This window comes from Streptomyces sp. NPDC057136, from assembly GCF_042670885.1.
Classification (GTDB): domain Bacteria; phylum Actinomycetota; class Actinomycetes; order Streptomycetales; family Streptomycetaceae; genus Streptomyces.
Map to the genome: position 1 here is coordinate 17,748 of NZ_JBHUUV010000013.1, position 24,888 is coordinate 42,635.

Annotated in this window: 20 protein-coding genes; 13 read left to right on the forward strand and 7 right to left on the reverse strand. The window is 70.2% G+C overall.

Going from position 1 to position 24,888, the window contains the following annotated elements; translation table 11 throughout:
• Nucleotides 1-52 precede the first annotated feature (52 nt).
• The gene (locus ACFT7S_RS17810) at nt 53-1,267 is read right to left on the reverse strand and encodes a Glu/Leu/Phe/Val dehydrogenase dimerization domain-containing protein (RefSeq protein ID WP_382732607.1); all 1,215 of its coding nucleotides are present in this window, start codon (nt 1,265-1,267) and stop codon (nt 53-55) included.
• A 119-nt stretch (nt 1,268-1,386) separates the two neighbouring features.
• Nucleotides 1,387-1,950, reverse strand: coding sequence for a carboxymuconolactone decarboxylase family protein (locus tag ACFT7S_RS17815; RefSeq protein ID WP_382732609.1), 564 nt, complete (start codon nt 1,948-1,950; stop codon nt 1,387-1,389).
• Between the two features lie 143 nt (nt 1,951-2,093).
• Here ACFT7S_RS17815 and ACFT7S_RS17820 point away from each other — a divergent pair, with 143 nt between their 5' ends.
• The 7 genes from ACFT7S_RS17820 (at nt 2,094) to ACFT7S_RS17850 (ending at nt 7,953) form a co-directional block, all read left to right on the forward strand.
• Nucleotides 2,094-2,243: a hypothetical protein gene (locus ACFT7S_RS17820; protein WP_382732611.1), complete on the forward strand. Its 150-nt coding sequence runs from the start codon at nt 2,094-2,096 to the stop codon at nt 2,241-2,243.
• Nucleotides 2,244-2,356: 113 nt separating this feature from the next.
• On the forward strand, nt 2,357-3,598 hold the full coding sequence (locus ACFT7S_RS17825; RefSeq protein ID WP_382732613.1) for an MBL fold metallo-hydrolase: 1,242 nt from the start codon (nt 2,357-2,359) through the stop codon (nt 3,596-3,598).
• Nucleotides 3,599-3,969: 371 nt separating this feature from the next.
• The gene (locus ACFT7S_RS17830) at nt 3,970-5,949 is read left to right on the forward strand and encodes an ATP-binding protein (protein WP_382732615.1); all 1,980 of its coding nucleotides are present in this window, start codon (nt 3,970-3,972) and stop codon (nt 5,947-5,949) included.
• A gap of 7 nt (nt 5,950-5,956) precedes the next feature.
• Nucleotides 5,957-6,391, forward strand: a complete 435-nt coding sequence (locus ACFT7S_RS17835; RefSeq protein WP_382732617.1) for a roadblock/LC7 domain-containing protein — start codon at nt 5,957-5,959, stop codon at nt 6,389-6,391.
• Between the two features lie 2 nt (nt 6,392-6,393).
• On the forward strand, nt 6,394-6,765 hold the full coding sequence (locus ACFT7S_RS17840) for a DUF742 domain-containing protein (protein ID WP_362839838.1): 372 nt from the start codon (nt 6,394-6,396) through the stop codon (nt 6,763-6,765).
• Nucleotides 6,743-7,375 carry an ATP/GTP-binding protein gene (locus ACFT7S_RS17845; protein ID WP_382732619.1) on the forward strand — a complete coding sequence of 211 codons (633 nt, stop codon included), beginning with the start codon at nt 6,743-6,745 and terminating at the stop codon, nt 7,373-7,375. Before ACFT7S_RS17840 ends, ACFT7S_RS17845 begins: the two co-directional genes overlap by 23 nt.
• Nucleotides 7,372-7,953 carry a GAF domain-containing protein gene (locus ACFT7S_RS17850; RefSeq protein WP_382732622.1) on the forward strand — a complete coding sequence of 194 codons (582 nt, stop codon included), beginning with the start codon at nt 7,372-7,374 and terminating at the stop codon, nt 7,951-7,953. The genes ACFT7S_RS17845 and ACFT7S_RS17850 overlap by 4 nt, the downstream gene beginning before the upstream one ends.
• 15 nt (nt 7,954-7,968) lie before the next feature.
• Here ACFT7S_RS17850 and ACFT7S_RS17855 read toward each other — a convergent pair whose 3' ends face one another.
• The 5 genes from ACFT7S_RS17855 to ACFT7S_RS17875 all read right to left on the reverse strand — a co-directional run bounded on the left by ACFT7S_RS17855 (nt 7,969) and on the right by ACFT7S_RS17875 (nt 16,002).
• Nucleotides 7,969-9,879, reverse strand: a complete 1,911-nt coding sequence (locus ACFT7S_RS17855) for a DUF2264 domain-containing protein (RefSeq protein WP_382732624.1) — start codon at nt 9,877-9,879, stop codon at nt 7,969-7,971.
• Between the two features lie 21 nt (nt 9,880-9,900).
• Nucleotides 9,901-12,315 carry a polysaccharide lyase 8 family protein gene (locus ACFT7S_RS17860; protein ID WP_382732626.1) on the reverse strand — a complete coding sequence of 805 codons (2,415 nt, stop codon included), beginning with the start codon at nt 12,313-12,315 and terminating at the stop codon, nt 9,901-9,903.
• A gap of 20 nt (nt 12,316-12,335) precedes the next feature.
• Complete coding sequence (locus ACFT7S_RS17865; protein WP_382732628.1) at nt 12,336-13,694, reverse strand: M60 family metallopeptidase; 1,359 nt, start codon at nt 13,692-13,694, stop codon at nt 12,336-12,338.
• Between the two features lie 167 nt (nt 13,695-13,861).
• Nucleotides 13,862-14,953 (reverse strand): LacI family DNA-binding transcriptional regulator, encoded by a 1,092-nt coding sequence (locus ACFT7S_RS17870; RefSeq protein WP_382732630.1) that lies wholly within the window; start codon nt 14,951-14,953, stop codon nt 13,862-13,864.
• 62 nt (nt 14,954-15,015) lie between these two features.
• Nucleotides 15,016-16,002, reverse strand: coding sequence for a hydroxyacid dehydrogenase (locus tag ACFT7S_RS17875; RefSeq protein ID WP_382732632.1), 987 nt, complete (start codon nt 16,000-16,002; stop codon nt 15,016-15,018).
• A gap of 339 nt (nt 16,003-16,341) precedes the next feature.
• On the opposite strand from ACFT7S_RS17875, the gene ACFT7S_RS17880 reads away from it, so the two are divergent.
• The 6 genes from ACFT7S_RS17880 (at nt 16,342) to ACFT7S_RS17905 (ending at nt 24,857) form a co-directional block, all read left to right on the forward strand.
• Nucleotides 16,342-17,289, forward strand: a complete 948-nt coding sequence (locus ACFT7S_RS17880) for an ABC transporter permease (protein WP_382732634.1) — start codon at nt 16,342-16,344, stop codon at nt 17,287-17,289.
• A gap of 100 nt (nt 17,290-17,389) precedes the next feature.
• Nucleotides 17,390-18,250 (forward strand): carbohydrate ABC transporter permease, encoded by an 861-nt coding sequence (locus ACFT7S_RS17885; protein WP_382732868.1) that lies wholly within the window; start codon nt 17,390-17,392, stop codon nt 18,248-18,250.
• 47 nt (nt 18,251-18,297) lie between these two features.
• Complete coding sequence (locus ACFT7S_RS17890) at nt 18,298-19,971, forward strand: extracellular solute-binding protein (protein WP_382732636.1); 1,674 nt, start codon at nt 18,298-18,300, stop codon at nt 19,969-19,971.
• Nucleotides 19,968-21,434: a M1 family metallopeptidase gene (locus ACFT7S_RS17895; protein WP_382732638.1), complete on the forward strand. Its 1,467-nt coding sequence runs from the start codon at nt 19,968-19,970 to the stop codon at nt 21,432-21,434. Before ACFT7S_RS17890 ends, ACFT7S_RS17895 begins: the two co-directional genes overlap by 4 nt.
• Complete coding sequence (locus ACFT7S_RS17900) at nt 21,431-23,641, forward strand: right-handed parallel beta-helix repeat-containing protein (protein WP_382732640.1); 2,211 nt, start codon at nt 21,431-21,433, stop codon at nt 23,639-23,641. The genes ACFT7S_RS17895 and ACFT7S_RS17900 overlap by 4 nt, the downstream gene beginning before the upstream one ends.
• A 28-nt stretch (nt 23,642-23,669) precedes the next feature.
• Nucleotides 23,670-24,857 (forward strand): Gfo/Idh/MocA family protein, encoded by a 1,188-nt coding sequence (locus tag ACFT7S_RS17905; protein ID WP_382732642.1) that lies wholly within the window; start codon nt 23,670-23,672, stop codon nt 24,855-24,857.
• The last annotated feature ends 31 nt before the right edge of the window (nt 24,858-24,888 follow it).

Below are 24,888 nucleotides of genomic sequence, written 5' to 3' on the forward strand. Positions count from 1 at the left end.
GTCGAGCACCACGGCCGCTATGCCCCGGAGGTCCCGGGCCCGTTCGCACGGATCACCGGTACCAGCCGAACCGCTCCGCCATCACCGGCAGACGGTCGGCGACGAGGGCGTGAGCCGCCGCCCGCGGGGTGGAACCGTCGGTCTCGGCGCGGGCCAGCATCAGTTCGATCAGCGCACGCATCGAGCGGCGGGTGTGCCCGAACGCCTCCTCCGCATCGGCGCCGATGTCGCCGAACAGCGTCCACCACCACCAGGCGTTCGTACCGGAGTTGACGACCACGTCGGGCAGCACCGTGACGCCGCGCTCCGCGAGCAGCAGTTCCGCATCCGGCAGCACGGGCATGTTCGCCGCCTCGATGATCCAACGGGCCGTGATCCGGGCCTGGTTCGAGGCGTCGATCGCGTACGAGACGGCCGCCGGGACCAGAATGTCGGCGTCCGCGGCCAGCCAGGCGTCGGCCGGGAGTTCCCGGTCCTCCTCGCGCAGTACGGAGCGTTCCACCGTTCCGTACGCGTCCCGCGCGGCGAGCAGCGCTTCGACGTCCAGGCCGGCCGGATTGGCCAGGGTGCCCTTGATGTCGGCGACGGCGACGACCTTCAGCCCGGCCCGCGACAGGAAGCGTGCCGTGGCCCCGCCCATGGTGCCGAGTCCCTGAACGGAGACGTGCGCCCCGCGGTGGGCCACACCCGCCCGGTCCAGTGCCGCGAGCGCCGACTCGGCCACCCCGCAGCCACCGACCAGCTCGTCGAGCCCGATGCCGTCCACCGTCACGGCGAACGCGTCCGCCAGCCGTCGCCGCGCCGCCGACTCGTCGTCGAGCAGCGGATAGACGGCCTGGATCGACGACACGAGCCCCGCCTCCGCCGCCGCCCGGTCGACCAGGTCCTGCGTGAGCCCGAGATCCTCGCCGGTCGTCCAGACACTCTCGATGTACGGGCGCACCGCGCGCAGATACCGGACCAGGACGCCGTACGCCTCCGGGTCACGCGGGTCGCAGTCGATCCCGCCCTTGGCGCCGCCGAGCGGGATGTATCTGGCCCGGTCGTTGCCGGCGTCGAAGTGCAGGGCCTCCTTCATCGTCATGCCGCGGGCCAGACCGGTCACCTCGTCGAGGGTGCAGCCCTCCCGCATCCGCAGTCCGCCGCTGGCGACACCGCGCACCAGCCGGTCGACGACCAGATACCCCTGACGGCCGGTGACATGGTCCGTCCAGGTCAGCGAGACGAGCGGGGCGGGTAGCGGAAGCGGTGGGTTCGACGCGGGCATGGGGCGGGCTCCTCGGTCGGGCCCCGGGGGCGCCCCGTCGGCCGTGTTACTGAATCGCCAGTCAGTATCCGGAGAGGGGGCCGCCCCTGTCAAAGGGGGCAAGGGTCGTACCGCATCCCTCAGCGGCCGGCGGGCCCCGGGACCTCGCAGTGGTCCTTGAACCCCTGGCTGGTCAGGCCCAGTGCGGAATTGGTCCGCGCCCGCATGTTCTCCACGGAGATCATGGTGGTCAGCTCCACCAGCGCCGCATCGCCCAGCGCCGTCCGCAAGCGCTCCACCAGTACGTCCTCGACCTGCGGCGGAGTGACGGTCATGGCCTCCGCGTACTCCATGACATCGCGCTCCAGCGGGGTGAACGCCTCGCTCTCGCGCCACACCGGCACGTCCTGCAGCTTGCGGGTGTCCATGCCGCGCTGGTGGTTCGCCCAGTACCCGAAGTCCATGCACCAGCTGCACCCGATCGTCGCGGCCGTCACCATGACGGCGAGCTCCTTTAGGTCCGGGTCCAGCGCCTTCCAGCGGGCGACGGACATCTCGAAGCGCGATCCGGCCCAGAGCGCCTGCTTGTGGTGCGCGGTGGCCCGTACGGGGTCGATGACCTTCCCGTACTCACGCTTCGAGTACCACGAGACGGCTCGGTACAGGAGGCTGCGGGGCGGGTCCAGTGAGATGCGAGCGTTCACGGCTGTACTCCCTCGGTGGTGGTGCGGGTCCGGCGGTGCGTGTGCGCCGCTGTTCACCCCTGGGACGTACGGGGGCCCGCAGAATGTGACATCCGGTTGTCCGCGTACGGAATCCCTTGGCGTGCGCGGACGTTGGAGTCCACATGACAGGACTCGAAACCGGGCACGACGCGCTGCTGCGACTCATCGGTGAGCGCGACTCCGGGGTGCTCGCGACACTCGAGCGGGACGGCAGGCCCGAGGCCCCCCTTACCCTTCATATCGAACACATGTATGGGCGGCTGCGTCCCTGACGTCGCGCGGACTGCCTGTGGCGCAGTTCGTATTGCTCCGTTCACCGCCCTGATCTCGCCGTGACGGGCGGCGCGCACATAATGAGATGACATCCACCCCCTCGGGAGACGTTGTGACCGGCGCCGATCATCAGCCTTCGCTCCGTGCGAGACTCCGTTCGATGCGCTCCGCGGCATTCGGAGCCGATCCGGCCGGGGCCCGCATGGAGCGCATTCTCCGCTCGCCCAATTTCGCCGACGGAGTGTTCCAGAACCCGGTGGGGGTCCGGACGCCCACGTCCGGTTCCAAGCTGGAATTCGCGAAGGGCTACTTCCGTAAGGAGGAGCGGGTCCACAGGTCGCCGGCCGGCGCCGTGCCCGTGTACGCCACCACCGCTGCCGAGCTCGCGAAGCCGCCCGTGACCGGCCTCCGGCTCACCTGGATGGGGCATTCGAGCGTGCTCGCCGAGATCGACGGCCGCCGGGTGCTCTTCGACCCGGTCTGGGGTGAGCGCTGCTCCCCCTTCGCCTTCGCCGGACCCAAGCGCCTGCATCCGGTGCCGCTGCCGCTGGCCGCGCTCGGACCCGTCGACATCGTCGTGATCTCCCACGACCATTACGACCACCTCGACCTGCCGACGATCCGCGCGCTGGCCGGCACGGACACGGTCTTCGCGGTCCCGCTCGGTGTCGGTGCCCACCTGGAGCGGTGGGGTGTGTCCCCCGAGCGGACGCGCGAGCTGGACTGGAACGAGAGCACCGAGGTGGCGGGGATCAGCCTCACGGCCACGCCCGCGCGTCACTTCTGCGGCCGCGGCCTGCGGAACCAGCAGCACACGCTCTGGGCGTCCTGGGCGGTCGCGGGCCCCGAGCACCGGATCTATCACAGTGGTGACACGGGCTATTTCCCGGGCTTCGCCGACATCGGCGCCGAGCACGGCCCGTTCGACGCGACGATGATCCAGATCGGTGCGTACTCGCAGCACTGGTCCAAGGAGCACACGGCTACGACGCCACTTCCCGGCGCGTGGCCGGACATCCACATGACACCCACGCAGGGGGTCCAGGCCCACCTCGACCTGCAGGGACGGACGCCGCACGGTGTGCTGATGCCGATCCACTGGGGCACGTTCAATCTCGCCCCGCATGCCTGGGCGGAGCCGGCGGAGTGGACGAAGGATGCCGCCGAGGACGTCGGTCAGGCGGCCGCGTTCCCCCGGCCGGGAGAGTCGTTCGAGCCCGGCGGGGTCCTGCCCGTCGACCCCTGGTGGCGGGCCGTGTCCACCCCGCTCGCCCATCCGTGGCGCCGCCCCGAGCCGGCGGAAGCGACAGAGGCGGCCCCGCGCGGCGACCTCGACCTCGCGGGTGGCCGGTGACCGTACGGCGCGGTCCGGCCGGCGGCTGACGCGGGCGGGCCGACGGCTGCACGGCCCTCCTCGCCGTGCAGCCGGAGTTCGTCACGCATGACCTCGTCATCGCAAGGCCCCGCCTCGGCTCTGCCGACCCGGGGTCAATTACGCGTATTCGTCTGCGTGTGCGAGAGGTCATACCTGAGCGGGACGTATGGCGGGCAAGTTCGACAACTGCACGCCGCGCATGCGCGGTTGACGACTACCGTGTGTGCTCGGCGATCAACGGTGGGCTCATATCTTTCGAGCCTGCCCAGCCGTTGACCCGAGCCTGACCGACTGCCGTAGGTGTCACCACTGAACGCCGATTCCTGGTGCCCCACGTACCGAGGACGCTGATGTCTCAACTTCGCGCACCCACCGCGCGACCGGAACGCCGAGAGGGCGGGCGCCACGGCCGCCCTGGCGCCCGCTCCCACTCGGCCACGACCAGACCGCGTGCTGTTCAGCCGCCGCCCGATGCCCGCATTCGCCCCCAACTGGTCCGCACCGCGCTTCTGCCGACGATCGCCGCCGTGCTGAGCGGCGCCGCAGCCGTCATCTTCACCATCCGGGCCTCCGGCGAACGCCCGTCCGCCAGTCTCTGGGCCGCGCTCGGCGGATCGGGCGCTCTGGCCGTCGCAGCCGTGGCAGCGGCGTTTCTCGGCGCGGGCCGGGTCGCCTCCGGGGTCCTCGACCGCTGCCAGGCACTGCGGCGGTCCAGCGCCCGGGCCCAGGCAGACCTGCAACGCGTGGTGGAACAGCTCCGCAACGGTGAACCCGTGTTGGCCCGCCGCCCCCCGCGGCTCAACGACCCCGGGGCCGATGCCTTCGACCTGCTCGCCCAGGAACTCGGGCGCTCGCAGGACGGAGCCGTGGCCGCCGTCGTGCAGGCGTCCCAGCTCTTCAGCAACAGCGGAAACGAACAGAAGGTCGAGGTCTTCGTCAACCTCGCCCGGCGTCTCCAGTCCCTCGTCCACCGCGAGATCCAGATCCTGGACGAGCTGGAACACGAGGTCGAGGACCCCGACCTGCTCAAGGGCCTCTTCCACGTCGACCACCTGGCCACCCGTATCCGCAGGCACGCCGAGAATCTCGCCGTGCTGGGCGGTGCGGTCTCCCGGCGGCAGTGGAGCAACCCGGTCACCATGACGGAGGTGCTGCGCTCGGCGATCGCCGAGGTCGAGCAGTACCCGCGGGTCAAGCTGGTGCCGCCGATCGACGGCACGCTGCGCGGCCACGCCGTCGCCGACGTGATCCACCTGCTGGCCGAACTCGTAGAGAACGCCACCCTGTTCTCCGCCCCGCACACCCAGGTGCTGCTGCGCGCCCAGCACGTCACGGCGGGCCTCGCCCTGGAGGTCGAGGACCGGGGGCTCGGTATGCCGGCTCCCGAGCAGAAGCGTATGAACGCCCTGCTCGCCGACCCCGACCAGGTCAATGTCGGCCATCTGTTGCAGGACGGCAGGATCGGTCTCTTCGTCGTCTCCGCGCTGGCCAGGCGCCACGGCATCGCCGTACGCCTGCAGAGCAATATCTACGGTGGTACGCAAGCCGTACTCGTCCTGCCGCAGGCCCTGTTGGGCGTCGAAGGCGATGCCGACGGGGCGATGCACCCCGGTGCCGCACCGGTCCCGCCGCCCGGAGCCGTACACCGGCCGCCCGTCGAGGACGGCACCGGTCAGGCGCGGACAGCGCATCCGCGCACACCCCAGCCGCCCACACCCCCGCTGCAGGCGCCCCCGCCGCAGCCGCTCCATGCCGAGCGCATCGACCGTCCGGAGACGGCCGGCATCCACCCGGGCGTGCGGACACCCGACGAGCACCGAGGACGACTCGGCGCCACGGAGCGTCCGCAGCTGCCCCGGCGCAGCAACCAGGAGCACCTCGTTCCGCAGCTGCGGGAGGCTCCCGCTCCCCGCGTCGAGGACGAACACGCCGTGCACGACCCCGGTCTCGTGGCCGCGTTCCGGCGCGGAGTCGACCTTGCCGAGGCGCGGTCGGCCGAGGACAAGGGACCCGACACCACGTACGGTGCGGGCCACGAAGACCCCTCGGCGGTCGCACCGGACCCCGGTACGCAGCGGGACGACGGCCCCGTGCCGCTCCGGGTCCGTGGTCCGGGACCACGCAGAGGACCCGAGCCGCTCCGGCGGACGTATCCACCGCAGCTGCCGGACCCGCGTCGGCCCGAGGCCGGTGAACCGTCGCATCCCGAGCCGCACCTGCTCGACCCGCACCTGTCCGGCCCGCACCTGTCCGGCCCGCACCTGTCCGGCCCGCACCTGTCCGACGCCCTCGTGCCGGACCAGCACACACAGAACACCCCCAAGGAGTAGATGCACCATGGCGAGCGAAATGCCGTCCGTTCAGGTCGCCGACCTCGACTGGCTGTTGAGCGGGCTGGTCCAGCGCGTGCCCTATACGCGCAGCGCGGTCCTGCTCTCGGCCGACGGGCTGGTGAAATCCGTCCATGGCATGGACCCCGACAGCGCCGACCACATGGCGGCCCTGGCCGCCGGCCTGTACTCCCTCGGCCGCAGCGCCGGAGCCCGCTTCGGTGACAACGGCGACGTACGGCAGGTGGTCGTCGAACTCGACTCGACGCTCCTCTTCGTCTCCACCGCCGGGTCCGGCACCTGTCTCGCCGTACTGGCGGGACGCGAGGCGGACGCGGCGGTGCTCGGCTACGAGATGGCCATGCTGATCAAGAGCGTCCGGCCCTATCTGATGACCCCGGTACGGCAAGCGGCCGGGGCACCGTACACCCCGGGGCGGTGAGGGTGCCGGCCCCGCAGGACGGGCCCTTGCTCGACGACGCGGCCGGCCGGCTCATCCGCCCGTACACCGTGAGCAACGGCCGTACACGGCCGACCACTGTGCTCGACCTGCTGTCTCTGGTGATGGCCACCGGGAGCACACCCCAGATCCATCTGGGGCCCGAACACTCCGTGGCCCTGGGACTGTGCGACGGCCCCACTTCCGTGGCCGAGATCGCCGCACACCTCCGGCTGCCCGCAGTCGTCACCAAGGTGCTCCTGTCCGACCTGGTCGACTGCGGCGCGGTCACCGCGCACGCCCCCGCTTTCCATGACACGCCCACCGACCGATCCCTGCTGGAGGCAGTGCTCGATGGTCTACGACGACAGCTCTGACAGCACCGGAATCTCCGAATTCTTTCCCGTGGCCCTCAAGATCCTGGTCGCGGGCGGGTTCGGCGTCGGCAAGACGACGTTCGTGGGCGCAGTCAGTGAAATCGCACCGCTGAGCACCGAGGAACTGCTGACGCAGGTCAGTGTGGCGACCGACAGCCTCGAAGGCATCGAGTCCAAGACGGCCACCACCGTGGCCATGGACTTCGGCCGCATCACGCTCTCCGAGCAGCACGTGCTCTACCTCTTCGGCACTCCCGGCCAGGAACGGTTCTGGTTCATGTGGGACGAGCTCTCCAAAGGGGCACTGGGCGCCGTCGTACTGGCCGACACCCGGCGGCTCTCGGAGTGCTTCGCCGCCGTCGACTTCTTCGAGCGGCGCGGCATCGGCTTCATCGTCGCGGTCAACGAGTTCGACGGTGCCTACCGCTATGAGCCCGACGAGGTACGGGGCGCACTCGACCTCGGCCCCGAGGTGCCCGTGCTCCTCTGCGACGCCCGGATCGCCAGTTCGGGCACCGGCGCCCTGGTCACCCTGGTCCAGCACCTCATCAACGCCACCGCCGCCCCGGCGTCACCGGCCCCGGTGGCCGGCTTCGGAGCCCATCCGTGACCCGTTACGCGACCGGCCGCCTTCTGCTCACCCCGGCCGACCCCGACGGGTCGGCGCGGGCCACGCGGCTGCGCAGGCTGGATCTCGGGGAGCGGGCCGACGCCTCGTTCGAGAGCTTCGACGCCTTCGCCGACAGGGTGGCCGAAGTGACCGAGACGCCGTATTCGATGGTCAACTTCATCGACGAGAACGGACAGTTCTTCGCGGGGCTGCACACCCCCGCGGGGACGCGGAGCGGCTGTGACCTGGGTGCCGCGGCCGCGGGCAGCGGCCGGAGCGGGCGCCATATGGCCCGCGACCACGGCTACTGCCCGCACGTTCTCGTGCGCCGCAAGGCCCTCGTGCTGGACGACGTCTGCGACTACCCGCGCTTCGCGGGCAATCCCGTCGTCGACGAAATAGGCATCCGCTCCTATCTCGGGGCGCCGCTCATCGACCGTACGGGCATCGCCCTCGGCACGGTGTGCGCGCTCGACACCGTGCCGCGCCCCTGGGGCCGGGCAGGGCTCGACATGATCAAGTCCCTGGCCCAGGAGCTCGTCGGGCACATCGACTGCAGGGAGCGCCGCCGCGGCTGAAGCGAACCGTGCCGCTCACACCTCGATCGTCGTCCCGTCGAGGAACGTCAGCGCCACCGAGCTGTCCCCGGCACCTGCCCGTACGGACACCACGTCGCGCAGCGCCTGCGGATGGATCGTGTCGCGGGACAGTGCCAGCAAGGACACATGGGTGCTCCGGCCCCCCGGGTGACGGTCCAGCCGCAGGTACGGGACGGCGGAGCGCGGACCGAAGGCGTTGGACTGGACGTCCCGGGCCACCTCCGCCGTCCCGTCGCCCCAGCCGTACAGCGCGATCACGGCGCTGCTCAGCCCGTCGGCCGTACGCGACAGGGCCCAGCCCGGTCCGGTCCGCGCGGCCGGGCTCTCCGTGTGCGCCACCGCATAGCCGCCCTCCCGCACCGACACGCCTTCCGGGGCCTCGATCCGGTGGACGCGGATCTCCCACGGGCCGTGCAGCACACTCGTCGTCTCCACGCGGTACGCGTGGTCGTCGTCCGGGAAGCGGGCCGCGTACCAGGAGGCGGCGATCCGGTCCTCGCAGCGCAGGGGATGGATGCGGGCACGGCGTGACGGTGTGCCGTCGGGCGCCAGGAGCGCCAGATGGTTGTCGACGGCGCGCGCCACCGCGTGCGGGGCGGACTCCGGCGCCGTGGCCGTCGAGTAGGCGAACTTCGCGTAATGCGGGTCCTCCGTACCCTCGGCCGGGTCGGAGCCTTCCTCGTAGGGCGGCTGGTGGTCGCTGCCGTGGTTGATCAGCCGGACGATCCCGTCGTGCCGGGTGCCGTGCAGCAGCCAGCCGGGGGCGGGGAGCGCCGTGTACGTATCGGACTCCTCGATCGGAAGAGGCCGTTCCCGCTCCGTCCAGACCGGGTGCTCCGCCGGAAGCAGCAGTCCGAGGAAGCCCTTGCTCGCCCAGTAGGGGGAGGCGGGCCCGGAGTACGGCTGCGTGACGGGGAGGAAGGTGTCGTACCAGCCCAGCGGCAGCAGACCCCGTTCGTCCGGCACTCCGCGCTCGGCGAAATGCCGCATCGTGCCCGAGGCGAGGCGGCGGGTCAGCCCGGGTGCGAGGGGGGTGCAGTCGGCCAGCGCACCCATCCACACCGGAGCGAGAGCGGCGAACCGGTACGTCAGGGAGCGCCCCTGGTGCACGGGAGCACCGTCCCCGCCGAAGAAGTGAGGGTAGTCACCGAGGAATCTGCTCAGGCGCTCCCGGTACACGGCCGTCCGGCCGCCGTTGTCGTCGCCCGCGATCCGCGACCACAGCAGCGGGTACAGATGCATCGCCCAGCCGATGTAGTAGTCGAAGTTCCGGCCGTCCCCGTCGGTGTACCAGCCGTCGCCGATGTACCAGTCCTCGATCCTGTCGAGGCCCGACTCGATGTCCTGGCGGCTGTACGGAGCGCCCACCGAAGCCAGGAACTGTTCCGACACCACTTGGAAGAGCCGCCAGTTGTTGTCCCACGTACGCCCGCCGACGAAGCCGGAGAACCAGTCGACGACCCGCTCCTGCACTCCGGCGTCGAGGCGGTCCCAGATCCACGGCCGCGTCTCGTGCAGAGCCACCGCGATCGAGGCCGCCTCGACCATCTGCTGCGAGCAGTCCGTCAGTTCGGGCCATGCCTCCTTGCCGCCCCGGTCCGTACCGGCGGCCAGCCCCGCCGCGTACCGCTCGATGAGCGCCGGGTCGACCGCGCCGCCCGCACCGGCGATCCGGCAGGCCGCCAGCAGGAACGACCGGGCGAACCCTTCGAGTCCGTCCGACACGACACCCGACCAGCTGTTCCGTCCGGGCAGCCGGTACTGGGCGAAGCCGGGCGTCGCGTACGGCACGAGAGCGTCCAGCATCCGGTCGGCCGTCGCCTCCCAGTGGGCGCGGGTCCAGCCGGTACGTGACGACAGGACCCGGTCGGGCGGCGGCAGATGCAGATGCGGTGCGACGGACATGGTGCTGCTCCTCGGGATGGGCTAATGGACGAGTTCGGCGCGATGGGTGCGGCCGCGCGACCCGCCGACCGTGACGGTGAGGACGCCTCTGCGGCCGGTGGTGACGGAGACCGTGTCATCAGCGCTGATCACCGCGCTGACGGGGTACGGCAGCTCGACGGAGAGGGTGGTCCCGGTGCGCCCTGGATCGGATACCGCGACCGAGATCCGGTTGTCGCGCTGCATGACCAGCACCGAGGCCGGACCGGATGAGGTGATGCCGGCCGCCCTGCCCGCGCTCCAGAAGTTCGCCGCGGTGAGCCCGAGCCGCCGCACTTCCACGGCCTGCGCGGTGGCGTCGTTGGAGGCGACGCGCACCGGGCGGGACCGCGACCAGACCGCGGTCGCGTCGGCGGAGGCACCGGGCAGCAGCACATGGGCGTAGGACGCCCCGGTGGGGGAGAGGCCGTGATCGGCCCAGAGCGTGAGATAGCGGCGAGTGACAGCTGTCTCCGAACCACCCGTGTCCGCACCGGTATTGATGGAACGCCAGGTGCCGGTGCGCTCCTCACGCAGGGCGCGCAGTGCGGTCGCCTCGAGGAAGACATAGCCGCCGAGGCCCTCGATATGGGCCCACCCCGCCTGGCCGAACTCCCCTGCCCACCCTTGGGTGTTGGGCTGCCGGACGCCCTCGATCACCAGGTGAGGCATACCCTCACGGCCCAGATTGCGGTTCTCGACCACGGTTTCGACCGTGCGGCCGTCCGTGGCGGTGATGTCCGCGCCGAGCGCGATCACCGCGTTGTCGAGCAGGAACCAGGACTTCCTCGCCCGCAGGGTGCTGCCGGACGCGCTGATCAGCTCCATCGAGGCGGCGCCGTAGCGGTCGTGCAGCACGGAGCCGCCCGCGACCGCGTTCGTCGGCCGGTAGGTGGAGGTGCCGCCGCCCGTACCGAGATCCGTTCGGGGGCGGGTGTCGACCGTCGTGCCGGGAAGGCGGTACGGATCGACGGTCGGCCAGAACCCGTCGTTGAACTGCCCCAGATCGTCGGCGTCGTAGAGATAGCCCATTCCGTCGCCGGTGTACCAGCCGTGCAGATTCTCGCCGTTGCCCGCCTCGTACGCAGAGATGCGCTTGGAGGACAGCGACAGGGTGTACGCCCAGCGCGGGCGTCGGTGCACCATCCGGTCCATGTCGGCGAAGACGTGGAGCCCCGTGGCGGGGTCCGCGGCGGTGATGCCGCCGTCGCTCAGGACGTCTTTGGCGAGGGCCAGTTGGGGCAGGGTGGCCAGCCCGGCGAAGGGGGTGGTGCGGTTGCGGGTGATCCAGCCCTTGACGACCGCGCGCCACCGAGCGGCGTGCGTGTCCGGCGCACCGGTGGCCAGCAGCAGAATCCCGGCGACGGCCGCCGCCCCGTCGCGGTGGTCGCCCGCCCGCTCCCTCGACACGGCACGGCCGCGCACGGCGTCCATCATCAGACCGTCGAAGATCACGGGCGTGAAGCTCCGCTCGACGGCCTCGTACATCACCGAGACCTTCGGGTCGGTGACCGCCCACTCCGAACCGGCGAGCAGCGCCAGCAGATGGGCCGTACCGCTCAGGAGGATCGCGCCGTACGTGCCGGTGTACGCGACCACACCGTGCTGGACGAAAGAGCCGTCCTCGTAGAGGCCGTCGCCCGAAACGGCGTACCGAAACAGGCTGTTGCGGCCGGAGTCGCGCACATCGGACAGCGCGTCCCGGGCCGAGGCGAGCTTCGCCCCGTCACCGCCGAGCAGTCCGCGCAGCGCGACGATCACCGCCTTGTCGGTGCGGTTGGCGCCGGTCTCCGCGAGGGTGGGGGAGTTGGTGCGCCGGTCCGCGTTCGGGCAGAACCGGTCGACGACCGACAGATAGTCCGCCAGGTCGGCGGCCGGGAGCCGGTCGCGCAGCAGGACGGCGCTGTCCATCAGGGCGCGCGGTGCGCCGATCTCCCAGAACCACCAGTTGCCGCTCTCGGGCTTGGCCGGGTTGTAGGCGGTGTCGTACGTGAAGCGCAGCGCCGCCACGAGGGCGTCGGCCACGGAGGCGTCCGCGGTCAGTGAAGTGCCGGGCGTGGCCCAGGCGGTGGCGAGGGTGCGGAGTCTGGTGTAGCTCTGGCCGAAGTTGCCCGGGGCGGTGAGGGGGACGAGGTCGGGCCAGAGGGCGGTGCGCGCGGCACCGCGGTCGAGTGTGTCCCAGAGCCCCTTCGCCGTGCCGTCCAGTGCGGTGACGGCAGCGGCGAAGTCGGGGTCCGCGGGGTCGAACTCGCCCCCGGTGAGCAGGGTTTCGGCTCGTTGGAGAAGCGTGGGGATGTCGGCCGTGGGGGCTTCGGCCGCGGTGGCCGTCCGGGCATGAGCCGTGCCGGCCGCGGTGACGAGCGCGGTGGCGCCCGTCGCCGCCGTCGCGGCCAGGAGGGAACGTCTGCTGAGCTGCATCGGGATTCCTTCCGCCGTGGTCAGTCGGTGAGCGTGCTGGGGTCGACGGGCGGCTGCGGCAGATTCAGTGCGGCCAGCTCCGCCCTGCCGATCGCGTCGATGGGGAACGCCCAGGTGTTCACGAAGAAGTTCGTGAGGTCGTATCCGGCGACACGGCTGGAGTAAGTGGCCAGTGCCCGGTAGCGCTTGTCGTTCTCCGTGTAGTGGGACTGCGGGTTCTCCTCCCGCACCAGCTTGTGCATCCGGGGCCAGAAGTCCTCGCCGAAGGCAAGTTCCAGCTGCCGGAGCGGGACGAGCTTCTCGTACGCGCCGAAGGACTTCTCGTACGTCAGCCCGGCCGTGCCGAACTTGCGCTGCGCGGACTGGAAGTAGGTCAGCCCCGTCGTCGCGTCGACCGTCAGGAGGTTGGACGGCTGGTTCAGGGTGCGCTGCGCGGCCAGCGAGTAGATGTTGACGGTGACCTCGGTGAGGCCGCCCGGCTTGTAGGCCATCTGCTGATGCAGGTGGCCGAGCTCGTGGTAGAAGCCCCAGCCACGGGTCCGCAGTCCCGTCACGGTGGTGGCGCGGTCCAGGTACGCGCGCGGGAAGCCGTTGTAGCCGTGCGTCGCGTAGGCGCCGACACCGGTCGGCACCTTGCTGACCTCGGTGAAGTGGTACGGCCCCGCCTTCCGCCGGTGCACCGCCTTCGATCCGTCGAGGCCGCTGATCCGGGCGTGCGAGTCGATGAGCGTCTCGACCAGCTCCAGTAGCGCGGTGTGGTCCTCGTTGCGGTGGAGGAGTGCGCCGTCACGGGTGAGGGTCATGATCGTGTTCGGGGCGACGAGCTCGACGTACGGCGATGCGGTGAGTGTGTCCAGGCGGTGCTGGTACTCGGCCTCGGTGGTCTCGCCCAGGGTGAAGACGGGCATCGGGACGGCCCCCGAGCGGAACAGCACGCTCGCCCGTCCGCCGGCACCCGTCAGCGTCAGGTAGGCCGGCCCACCGTGCGGGTCGGTCACCGTGTTGGCGCCGGCGGCCAGGGGGTAGCGGCGGGGCTCCTTGATCTCGCCGTAGTAGTCCCAGACGCCGATCCAGAGCGTGGGCGTGAGGTCGTCGTGCGGCTTGACCGTCAGCGTGAGTGCGGCGCCTGCCGGGACGTACAGCCCCGTGGGATCGAACTCGCTGCCGCGCAGGGCCTGTCCGAGCCGGAGCCGTTCGGCCTCGGCGCCCGGCCGGGCGGTGACGAGGATGTCGGCCAGGGGCCGGCGGGTACCGGCGGAAGCGGGGCCGGCGGCGGCGCCGAGGGCGGCCAGGGCTCCGGCCCCCGCCGCCGAGGCGAGGACGGCACGACGGCTGACCGAGGAGCGGGCGGGCGAGGAGGGGGACGTCGGGGTACGCATGCGGAACTCTCCCTGCAGACAGTGAGTGCGGGACGGAGGCGTGCGGGACGGCTGAACTTCGCGCCAGCATGTAAGCGGTTGCTATCGAGCCGCAAGGGGAGTGGGGAAGTTACTGCGATTTTCTATGGCCGACTGCGGTCAACCACGGACATCGACGTAGTAACCGGTCACGCCCGGCTGTTCTTCGTGGACCGGGGCGCCACGGAATCCCGCACCACGATGTGGGTGCCCAGCCGCAGCGCGCTGGTCGTCGGCTCACGCCATTCGTCGTCGTCGCCGCCCGAGACCGCCAGCCGCACGGCCTGCCGCCCCATCTCCTCCAGCGGCACATGCACCGTCGTCAGCCTGGGTCGCATCTCCTGAGCGACCGGGATGTCGTCGTACCCCACCAGTGAGATGTCCTCCGGCACCCGCAGCCCGGCCTCCTCCAGCGCCTGGGCTGCCCCGGCGGCCACCATGTCGTTGGCGGCGAACACCGCGGTGAACTCCGGTCCGTTCCGCAGCAGTTCGGCCATTCTGCGATGGCCGAAGTTGCGGCTGAACGCACCGGGCTGCGCCAGCTCCGGGTCGGGTGTCACCCCGCGCAGCTCCAGTGCGCGCCGGTGCCCGGCCAGCCGGTCGCGGGTGGTGGAGAGCTTGGGCGGGCCGCCCAGGTACAGGATGCGCTCATGGCCCTGCATCAGCAGATGGTCGGTGATGGCGAAGGCGCCGCCCTCGTTGTCGTACTCCACCGCCGCGGTCGGGGCGTGCTCGCCCAGCGGAGGCCGGCCGCACAGCACGAGCTTCGATCCGCCAGCGTCCAGTTCCCGTGCCCTGCGGGCCAGTTCGGAGGTGTAGGTGCGGTCGGCGATGCTGCCGCCCACCACGATCACCGCGTCGGCCCGCCGCTCGTGCATCAGCTCGATGAAGGCCAGCTCGCGCTGCGGGTCGCCCTGGGTGCAGCAGACCAGACAGAGCCGGCCGCCGAGCGCCGCCTCCCGCTCCACTCCGCGTGCGATGTACGCGTAGAAGGGGTCGATGACCTCGTTGACGATGATGCCGACGGTGCGGTTGGACACTCCGGCGAGGGCGCGGGCGTGGGCGTTGACCACATAGCCGAGTTCGCGCATGGCGGACTCGACCCGTTCCCGGGTGGCCTGCGCGACCGGGTAGTTCCGGTTGAGTACGCGCGAGACGGTCGCCGTGGAGACGCTCGCGAGCCGCGCCACATCAGTGACCGTTGCCCGCCGCTGTTCCCCGGCCGTGCTCTGCCGACGCATCCGGCCCACCCCTTGCTGACTGTTGTGTGACGACGAGCCTAGAGCCTGCGGGAGCGTGGGGTTCATGCGATCCTCCCCAGATCGGCCCGGTGTACCGGGTGCGCGAAGTCCGAGCCGTTCGCGTACCGCTGCAGCTCGTCGACGGCGAGTGCGCCGAGGCGCCCCACCTCGTTGCCCTGGGCGCCCGCCAGGTGCGGGGTGATGAAGACGTTGGGCAGGTCCCACAGGGGGTGCCCGTCCGGCAGCGGCTCGGGTGACGTCACATCGAGTACGGCGTCCAGACGCCCGCTGACCAGGTGTCCGGTCAGCGCCTCGGTGTCCACCAGCGGGCCGCGTGCCGTGTTGACCAGCAGGGTGCCGGGGCGCATCAGGGCGATCCTGCGGGCATCGATCAGACCGCGGGTCTCCGGGGTGTCCGGGGCGTGGACGGTGACCACGTCGCTCGTCGCCACCAGGGTGTCCAGGTCGGCAGGCGTGACGCCGAGGCGGTCCGCCTCGGCGGGGGTGACGTAGGGGTCGTACAGCAGGACGTCGGCGTCCAGGACGCGGAGCAGTTCGATGACCCGCCGGCCGATCCGGGACGCGCCGACGACCCCGATGGTCAGTCCGTGCGTACCGAGCCAGTGCTGACGGTCCAGGTCGGCGCCCGTGCGGTGGGTGCGGCGGGAGCGGAACAGCTCGGCCAGCGGGAACACCCGTTTCGCCCCCATGATGATGGCCGCCAGCGTGTACTCGGCGACCGGTACGGCGTTGGCCGCTGCCGCCGACGAGACGACGATGCCCCGGTCGAAGGCCACAGGTGACAGAAACGTTTTCACCGTGCCCGCCGCGTGGATCACCGCCCGCAGGGCGGGCGCCCGTTCCAGCAGTGCCGCGTCGACGGAAGGGCAGCCCCAGCCGGTCAGCAGAACCTCCGCCCCGGCCAGCGCCGTCACGGCGTCCGGTGAGTCGAACTCGCTGATCACAGCAGGGCTGTTCAGGTCGGCGACGTCTTCGAGCCGGGCCCGTACGGGAGGCGGAAAGACGTCGTCGAGAAGTCCGGGGCTCATGACCAGGACCGTGCGAGGCCGCTTGGTCGGCGGTGTCGCTCCCTCGGCCCCGGAACGAGCCGGCGCCTCTTCGGTGGTTCGCACCCTGCCTCCGGACAGTAATCGCGTTCTATGGAATGACCGGCACGCTAAGGAGCCAGACGTCCGACCGTCAAGCGGTAGCAGTTTCCAACTGCCCCTTATTAGCCCTGATTTATGCATACGCACCCCTGGATCGGTCGGCCGGAGCACCGCGTAACGCAGCCGTTTCCCCGAATCTCTTGACGCTGGGGTTAACCGCTTACTAACTTGCCGCCGCAGAAGGCTCACTACGCGCCACCCAGCCGAACAGGACGCACCATGGCTGAAACAGCACCCCCGCTGCCGAGGGAACAGTCCCTGTGGCAGCGGATCAAGCGGGACCGGGTGATGCTGCTGCTCACACTGCCCGGCCTGCTCTACTTCATCGTTTTCCACTACGTGCCGCTGCTCGGCTACGTCGTGGCGTTCCAGGACTACGAGCCGTACCTCGGCTACATGCACAGCGTCTGGGTGGGGTTCGCCAACTTCACGGCTGCGTTCGGTGAGCCGGCATTCTGGACCGCCACGTTCAACACCCTGGAGATCGCACTCGTCCAGCTGGTGTTCTTCTTCCCGGTCCCCATCGCCCTGGCCCTGCTGCTCAACAGCATCGTCAGCGACCGTATCCGGCGCTTCGTGCAGAGCGTCGTCTATCTGCCGCACTTCATCGGCTGGGTCATCATCGTCTCGATCTTCCAGCAGATCCTGGGCGGCGCCGGCGTCCTGCCCGACGTCCTCGGAAGTCTCGGGCTCCCGCGCTACGACATGATGAGCGACCCCGACGTCTTCCCCTGGCTGCTCACCCTCCAGGTGGCCTGGAAAGACGCCGGATGGGGCACGATCATCATCCTCGCCGCGCTGCTCAACATCGACAGGCAGCAGTACGAAGCCGCAGCGATCGACGGTGCCGGCCCCCGGCGCAGACTGTGGCACGTCACGCTGCCGGGCATCGCACCGGTCCTGATCCTCCTGCTCATTCTCAACCTCGGGCAGATCCTCTCCGTCGGCTTCGAGCAGATCCTGCTCCAGCGCGACGCGGTCGGAGCGGACGCGGGTGAGGTCCTGGACACGTACGTCTACTACCACGGCATCAAGGACAACGACTGGGGCGTCGCCGCCGCCGTCGGACTCGTCAAGGCGGTCATCGGCACCGCGCTCGTCCTGGGCGCGAACAAGTTCGCCCACCGCCTGGGCCACGAAGGGGTGTACCGCGGTGCTGATCGCTGAGAAGACGCTGCCCGAATCCGTCACGACGAAGCCGGTGAAGAAGACCGGCCGCCTCGTCCCGAAGAACGCGAAGAAGAAGTCCGACGGCCGGCCTCCGTGGATGGAGAAACCCACCCGCGCGGGACAGCTGGCCAAGGGTCTGGCCATCGTCGTCGTGGTCGCCGCCGTCGCCTACCCGCTGCTCGGTGTGATCGGCACCAGCTTCGCCTCACAGACCGACATCATCCGCTCGACGGGCCTTGTCCTGTGGCCCGATCACCCGACCCTCGACGCCTACCGCACCATCTTCACCGGTGGCGTCGTGAGCCGGGCACTGATCGTCAGCGTCGGCATCACCGTCGTCGGAACGCTCGCCAGCCTCCTCATCACGGTCGGCATGGCGTACGGACTCTCGCGCCGCGAGGTCACGGGTTCCCGCTTCATCCTCATGACGGCGCTGTTCACGATGCTGTTCAACGCGGGCATCATCCCCAACTTCCTGCTGGTGAAGGGCCTCGGCCTGTACGACACGTACGCCGCGCTCGTCATGCCCACCCTCGTCAGCGCCTTCAACCTGGTCGTCCTGCGGTCCTTCTTCATGAACCTTCCCGAGGAGCTGTACGACGCGGCGAGGGTCGACGGGGCGGGCGACCTGCGCATCCTCGTACGGATCGTGCTGCCGCTCTCCAAGGCCGTCCTCGCGGTGATCAGCCTCTTCTACGCCGTGACGTACTGGAACGCCTTCTTCAACTCGCTCCTGTACCTGAACGACTCCGCGAAGTGGCCGCTGCCCATGGTGCTGCGGACGTATGTCCTCCAGGGCCAGAGCCTCAACAGCGCCTCCGTCGGTGAGGTGGTCGCCCCGCAGCAGGCCGTGCAGATGGCGGTTCTCGTGATCGCCGTCGTGCCGATCCTCCTCGTCTACCCGTTCCTCCAGCGCTACTTCACCAAGGGCGTGCTCACCGGAGCCATCAAGGGCTGAGCGCGAGCAACACCGGCCTCTTCTTCCCTTCTCTCAAGGAGATTTCAGTGTCGAGCTCCACCCCCATCAACCGCAGGGCGCTGTTCCGTATGGGTGCGGGCGCCGGGCTGGCTGTGGCCGCTGCACCGTTCCTCGCCGCCTGCGGCGACGGCGGCACGACAGCGAAGGCGGAGGCCAAGAGCGCCTCGCTGCTGCCCAGCACCGCGGTCCGCAACATCGGACTCAAGCCCGACCTGCCCGGTAGCGCCACAGGCGTCCCGCAGGGCTTCTACAGCTACCCGGCCAAGCCGCTGCGGGCCACCAGGGGCACCCCGCTCAAGGGCGCTTCCACGATCAGCGTGACGGCGGAGACGTTCTCCCCGCCGCCGCCTGCCCGCGCCAGGAACGCCGCCTGGCAGGAGATCGAGAAGCTGCTCGGCGGCAAGGTCGACTTCACCGCCGTGCCGGCCGACGACTACGGCACGAAGTTCTCCACGATGGTCGCAAGCGACAGCCTGCCCGACCTCTTCATGTATCCCGAGGTCGGCGGCGTCGACAACAAGGCCGCCTTCCTCCACGCCAAGTGTGCCGACCTGACCCCGTACCTCGCAGGCGAGAAGATCAAGGACTACCCGAACCTCGCCGCGATACCGAAGGCCGCCTGGCAGGCCGCGATCTTCGGCGGAAAGCTCTACGGCATCCCGATCGCACGCACCGGCACCGGCGGAGCGGGCTTCTACCGCCACGACCTGTTCGAAGAGATCGGCATCACGAGCCTCGACCAGATCACCGGCCTCGACCGGTTCGTCGAGGCGTGCAAGGAGCTGACCCGCCCCAAGAAGGACCAGTACGCGATCATCGCGGGCGTCACCAATGTCCTCGCCATGTCGGCGGGCGCACCGTACTTCTGGCGGCTCGACGCGGCCACCGGCAAGTTCACCACCGATCTGGAGACTCCGGAGTACCGCCAGGCCGTGGAGACCGCACGGTCGCTCCACGACGCGGGCTGCTTCTACCCCGGCACGATCCAGATGTCCGGGGCACAGAAGGCCCAGTACACGGACATGTTCAGGAACGGCAAGGGCGCGTACGTCTACGACGGCATGCCCACCTACCTGGCGCCGGGCGTCGGCTACATCGCCGCGATGAAGGCGATCGACAAGTCCTACGACCCGCGGCCCTTCGTCCCGTTCGGCAAGGACGCCCTCGCCTGGATGGACAACGTCGAACTCCAGAACACGCACATCAGGAAGGCATCCGGCGAACGCGTCCAACAGGTGCTCGCCCTCGCCGACTTCGCCGCGTCACCCTTCGGCAGCCAGGAGTACACGCTCATCAACTACGGCGTCGAAGGCACCGACTTCACCCGCGACGCCAAGGGCAATCCCGCGCTCACCAAGCAGGGAACCCAGGACGTCACCGTGCCCTGGAAGTTCATGGCGTCCGCCGTCCCCGCGGTCTTCAGCGCCGACTCCGAAGAGGGCGTCCGCCATGTGCACAAGACGCTGAGCACCATGATCCCGATCATGGAGCAGGACCCCACCCTCCAGTACTCCTCGCCCACGTGGGACTCCAAGGGCAGCGGCAGCCTGCTCACGCTCAAGCAGGACGGGCTGAAGGACATCATCGCCGGCCGCAAGCCCATGTCGGCCTACGACCAGCTGGTCAAGGACTACCTCGCCAAGGGTGCGGAGCAGGCCCGCGGTGAGTTCGAGGAAGCCTTCCAGAAGGGGAAGAAGTGACGACACGACGCTCCGCCCTCAGACTCGGCGGCGCCGCCGTCGCGGCAGCCGTGGCTGTGCCCGTACTCGGCTCGCCCGCCTCCGCACTCCCGTACGGCTTCGACCCGGCTCCCGGTTCCGACGGCGTCGGTGATCCGCTCTTCCCGACCCTCGGCAACGGCGGCTACCAGGTCGTCCACTACGACCTGACCTTCGACTTCACCCCGGTGACGTACGACTTCAGCGCCGTGGTGCGGATGAATGCCAGGGCCACCCAGGACCTGTCCGCGTTCAACCTGGACACCGACGGCCACACCATCGACTCCGTCACGGTCGCGGGCAGTGCCGCCACCTGGGCCCTCTCGCCCGGCAGGAGCGGCCAGGAACTCACCGTCACCCCGGCCGCCCCCCTGCACGACGGCCGGCCGTTCACCATCGAGATCCACTACCGCGGCAACGGCAAGGCGCCCAGACTCGGCCTCACCGGCTGGAAGTTCGGCACCGACGGCGGCTTCGCATCCGCCGCCCAGTCCTCCCGCGCCGACACCTTCCTGCCCTGCAACGACACGCCATCCGACAAGGCGACCTGGACCTTCCACATCAGCGCGCCCGAGGGCTTCGTCGCCACCGCCAACGGCGAACTGCTCCACAAGACACCGGCCGCGAACGGCTCCACCGTCTGGCACTTCGGCCTGCGCGAGCGGATGGCGACAGAACTCATCGGCATCGCCGTCGTCAAGGGCACCTACCTGTACGGGAGCAGCCACCGAGGACTCCCGCTGCGGCACATCGTCCCGCAGGGCCAGGAGGCCAAGTACGGGCCGATCGTCGCCCGTACCGCCGACCATCTCGCCTGGGTGGAGGCGAAGTTCGGCCGCTACCCGTTCTCCGTCTACGGACTCCACATCTACGACGGATACACCGACGCGCTGGAGAACCAGACCCTCTCCCTCTTCTCCACCAACTGGTTCAAACTCAACGCGGACGGCAATCCGACGTACGAGAACACCATGGTCCACGAGCTGGTCCACCAGTGGTACGGCGATTCCGTCACCCCCGCCGACTGGCAGCAGGCCTGGCTCAACGAGGGCCCCGCCGTGTACTACGCGGCCGTGTACAGCGAGGAGCGCGGCTGGTCCGTGCTCACCGACAAGATGAAGGCCACGTACGCCAAGCTCGACGCCGTCCGGGCCAAGGACGGTCCGCCCGGACTTCCCAAGGCACTCGGCGGGACCAACATCTACGACGGCGGCGCACTCGTCCTGTACGCCCTGCGCCGGCAGATCGGCGACCAGGCCTTCGACCGCGTGATGAGGATCTGGCCCGAACGGTTCAAGGACCGCAACGTCTCCAGCGAGGACTTCATCACCCACACCGTGAACGTCACCGGTGACCGGTCCCTCGACAGCTTCCTGCGCGACTGGCTCTTCGGAGCCGTGAACCCGCCGATGCCCGGCCACCCCGACTGGAAGGCCACCGCGTGAACCGCCCAATGAAGGCCGTACGGCTGACCGCCGCCGCCTCCGCGGCCGCCCTCGCCGCGCTCCTGGCCGCTCCCACGGCCCAGGCCGCCCCGGACACCCGCACCCTGTACGCCGCCACGAACGGCCAGGGCACTTCCTGTACGGTCTCCCGGCCCTGCACCCTCGAAGGCGCCAGGGACGCGGCCCGCGCCGAGACCGGCCGCGACGTCCGCGTCCTGCTCAAGGGCGGCACGTACGAGCTCGACGAACCGCTCCGCCTCGGTGCGGCCGACTCCGGCGGGGAGGGCCGCACCGTCACCTGGACCGCCGCCCCCGACGCCGACCCCGTCCTGTCCGGCGGCCGGGACATCACCGGCTGGACCGCGAACGCCGACGGCACCTGGACCGCCGACGCCCCGGCCGGCGTCACACCGAGACAGCTCTTCGTCAACGGCGAGCGTGCGGTCCGCGCCCGCGGTGAAGCCTGCGCCCCGAGCGTCTGCGACGCCACCAAGACCGGCATGACCGGAGCGAACGCCACCGGGATCGCCACGTGGGAGCACCCCACGGACGCCGAGGCCGTCATCCGGGTCCGCTGGCGCAACTACCACTGCCGGATCGCGGCCGTCAGCGGCGACATCCTGACCTTCGCCCAGCCCTGCTGGACCAACTCCGCGAGCGGCACCAACCGCACCGGGCCCGCCTGGGACTCCACGACCGTCGACTCCACCCGCTACAGCGGCGTCGCTTTCTTCGAGAACGCCCCGGAACTCCTCGACAACCCGGGCGAGTTCACCTGGAACTCCGAGGCGCGCACCGTCACCTACCTGCCCCGCAAGGGCGAGAACATGGGCAGCGCCCGGACGGTCACCCCGCACACCGAGCAGCTGCTCGTCCTCGACGGCGCCCACGACCTCACGGTCAGCGGAATCGGCTTCGCGTACGCCGCCTACCGCCGGCCCGGCACCGACGAGGGCTACGCGGGCATGCAGGCCGGACTCACCCTGACGGGCGCCACCGGACCCGTCGACCACGCGGGCCGCTACTACACCAAGCCGTCGGCCGCTGTCACCGTACGCGGCGGACGGCACGTCGTGATCGACGCGGCGCGGTTCAACAGGCTCGGCGGCGCCGGAGCGATCCTGGAGGCCGGCACGAAGGACAGCTCCCTGACCAGGTCCGCCTTCAGCGACCTGTCATCGGGCGCCATCTACGTCGGCGACACCGAGCCGATGTCCGGCGCGGAGCTCACGGGCGAGCGGAACACGGTGGCGTACAACACCATCAGCCGCTCCGGCGTCGAGTACACCGACTCCGTCGGCATCTGGGCGGGGTACGAGGCAGAGCTCGCCGTCGACCACAACACCCTCAACCACCTCCCGTACTCCGGGATTTCGGTCGGCTGGGGCTGGAACCAGCCCGAGGCCCAGAAGTCCGTCCTGCGTGACAACAAGGTGACCGCCAACCGCATCACCAACGTCATGGAGGTCGCCCACGAGCAGCACGACGGCGGCGCGATCTACACCCAGGGAGCGCAGCCGGGCACGGTCCTCTCGGGGAACTACATCAACCGCTCCGCGTTCGGCAACACCGAGCGCGACGGCAACGGCATCTACCTCGACGAGCAGTCCTCGCACATCCTCGTCGAGAAGAACGTCATCACCCGCATCGGCTACAAGTGGGTCTCCAACTGGGCGGGTTACGGCATCGAGAACACGGCCCGGCTCAACTGGACCGACACCGCGGCGCCCGTCCTCTCCGGCCGGGGCTCCGTGATGACGGACAACCTCACCGGCCTGGACCGGCTGCCCGCCGAGGCGCTCGCCGTCGCCGCAGGGGCCGGCGCGCACGGCGGCCCGGTCGAGCACCTGCGCACCGACCTCGCCCGCACGGGCACGGCCACCCAGTCATCGACCGACGGAACCAGCACCGCGGAGCGGGCCCTGGACGCCGACACCAACACCGACACCCGCACGCCGGCCGAGCCGGGCGCCTGGTGGCAGGTCGATCTCGGTGACACCCACCGTGTCCGGCAGATCGAAATCTGGAACAACGCCTCGATGACGACGGCCGACTTCGACGTCATCACCCAGGACGGAACGATCCACGTCGACGGAAAGTCCTTGCGTCCGACCGTTCTGAACCTGGACAGCAGCACCCGCACCGTGAAGATCATGGTCTCCGGGACCGGACGCGTGGCCCTCTCCCAGGTCCTCGTCCACCCCTGACCAGGCCCCACTGAACGAAGGAAGACCCATGACCGACCTCCGTATCGGCGTGCTCGGCTTCGGCCTGCGCGGCTCACTCGCCCGCACCGCCCACCGGCCCGGCTCCGGAGCCCGCGTCACCGCGCTGGCCGAGCCGGACCCCCGCGCCCGTACGGAGGCGGCTGTGGCCTTCCCCGAAGCACTCATATCCACCGACCACCGCGAGGTCATCGAGGACCCCGACGTCGACGCGGTGCTGGTCCTCACCCCCGACCACACCCACGCCGACCTGGCCTGCGAGGCGCTGCGCGCGGGCAAGCCCGTCTTCGTCGAGAAGCCGCTCGACATCACCATCGAGCGCTGCGACACGATCCTGCGCACGGCGTACGAGACCGGAACCCGGCTCTACATCGGCCACAACATGCGTCACATGCCCGTCGTGCGACTGATGCGCGACCTCGTCCGGGGCGGTGCGGTCGGCCAGGTCAAAACCATCTGGGTCCGGCACTTCGTCGGCTACGGCGGCGACTGGTACTTCAAGGACTGGCACGCCGAACGGCAACACACGACAGGGCTGTTGCTCCAGAAGGCCGCCCACGACATCGACGTCCTGCACTGGCTGGCCGGCGGATACGCCAAGGACGTCCAGGCACTGGGCGACCTGATGGTGTACGGCGACAATCCGCACCGCCGCGAGCCCGGCGAGCCGAAGGCCGACGACTGGTACACCAAGGACGGCCACTGGCCGCCGCACACCCAGCGGGCGCTCAACCCCGTCATCGATGTCGAGGACGTCTCGCTGCTCAACATGCGCCTCGACAACGGGGTGCTCGCCGCCTACCAGCAGTGTCACTTCGCCCCCGACTACTGGCGCAACTACACCGTGATCGGTGACGCGGGGCGGCTGGAGAACTTCGGCGACGGCCCCGGCGGCAGCGTCAAGGTATGGAACACCCGGCGCTCCGGCTACCGCCCGGAGGCGGACGAGATCCACGACATCCCGGCCGCCGAGGACAACGCGGGCCACGGGGGAGCCGATCCGCTGCTGGTCGACGAGTTCCTCCGGTTCGTACGGGAGGGGGGCCGCACGGACACCTCACCGGTGGCGGCCCGGATGGCCGTCGCGGCGGGCGTACGGGCGACGGAGTCCCTGCGGAACAGCGGCATCCCGCGCCAGGTCCCCGCGCTGGACCCGGAGCTCGCGGCCTACTTCGAAGGGGGCCAGGTCCGAGCCTGACGTGACGTGGTCGGGGCGCGCGCGGCCTCGG

Excerpts from the sequence above, each read along its gene's own strand:
- ACFT7S_RS17810 (WP_382732607.1), bottom strand. The coding sequence starts at position 1,267 with ATGCCCGCGTCGAACCCACCGCTTCCGCTACCCGCCCCGCTCGTCTCG.
- ACFT7S_RS17820 (WP_382732611.1), top strand. The coding sequence starts at position 2,094 with ATGACAGGACTCGAAACCGGGCACGACGCGCTGCTGCGACTCATCGGT.
- ACFT7S_RS17830 (WP_382732615.1), top strand. The coding sequence starts at position 3,970 with ATGTCTCAACTTCGCGCACCCACCGCGCGACCGGAACGCCGAGAGGGC.
- ACFT7S_RS17835 (WP_382732617.1), top strand. The coding sequence starts at position 5,957 with ATGGCGAGCGAAATGCCGTCCGTTCAGGTCGCCGACCTCGACTGGCTG.
- ACFT7S_RS17845 (WP_382732619.1), top strand. The coding sequence starts at position 6,743 with ATGGTCTACGACGACAGCTCTGACAGCACCGGAATCTCCGAATTCTTT.
- ACFT7S_RS17855 (WP_382732624.1), bottom strand. The coding sequence starts at position 9,879 with ATGTCCGTCGCACCGCATCTGCATCTGCCGCCGCCCGACCGGGTCCTG.
- ACFT7S_RS17860 (WP_382732626.1), bottom strand. The coding sequence starts at position 12,315 with ATGCAGCTCAGCAGACGTTCCCTCCTGGCCGCGACGGCGGCGACGGGC.
- ACFT7S_RS17865 (WP_382732628.1), bottom strand. The coding sequence starts at position 13,694 with ATGCGTACCCCGACGTCCCCCTCCTCGCCCGCCCGCTCCTCGGTCAGC.
- ACFT7S_RS17870 (WP_382732630.1), bottom strand. The coding sequence starts at position 14,953 with ATGCGTCGGCAGAGCACGGCCGGGGAACAGCGGCGGGCAACGGTCACT.
- ACFT7S_RS17875 (WP_382732632.1), bottom strand. The coding sequence starts at position 16,002 with ATGAGCCCCGGACTTCTCGACGACGTCTTTCCGCCTCCCGTACGGGCC.
- ACFT7S_RS17880 (WP_382732634.1), top strand. The coding sequence starts at position 16,342 with ATGGCTGAAACAGCACCCCCGCTGCCGAGGGAACAGTCCCTGTGGCAG.
- ACFT7S_RS17885 (WP_382732868.1), top strand. The coding sequence starts at position 17,390 with ATGGAGAAACCCACCCGCGCGGGACAGCTGGCCAAGGGTCTGGCCATC.
- ACFT7S_RS17905 (WP_382732642.1), top strand. The coding sequence starts at position 23,670 with ATGACCGACCTCCGTATCGGCGTGCTCGGCTTCGGCCTGCGCGGCTCA.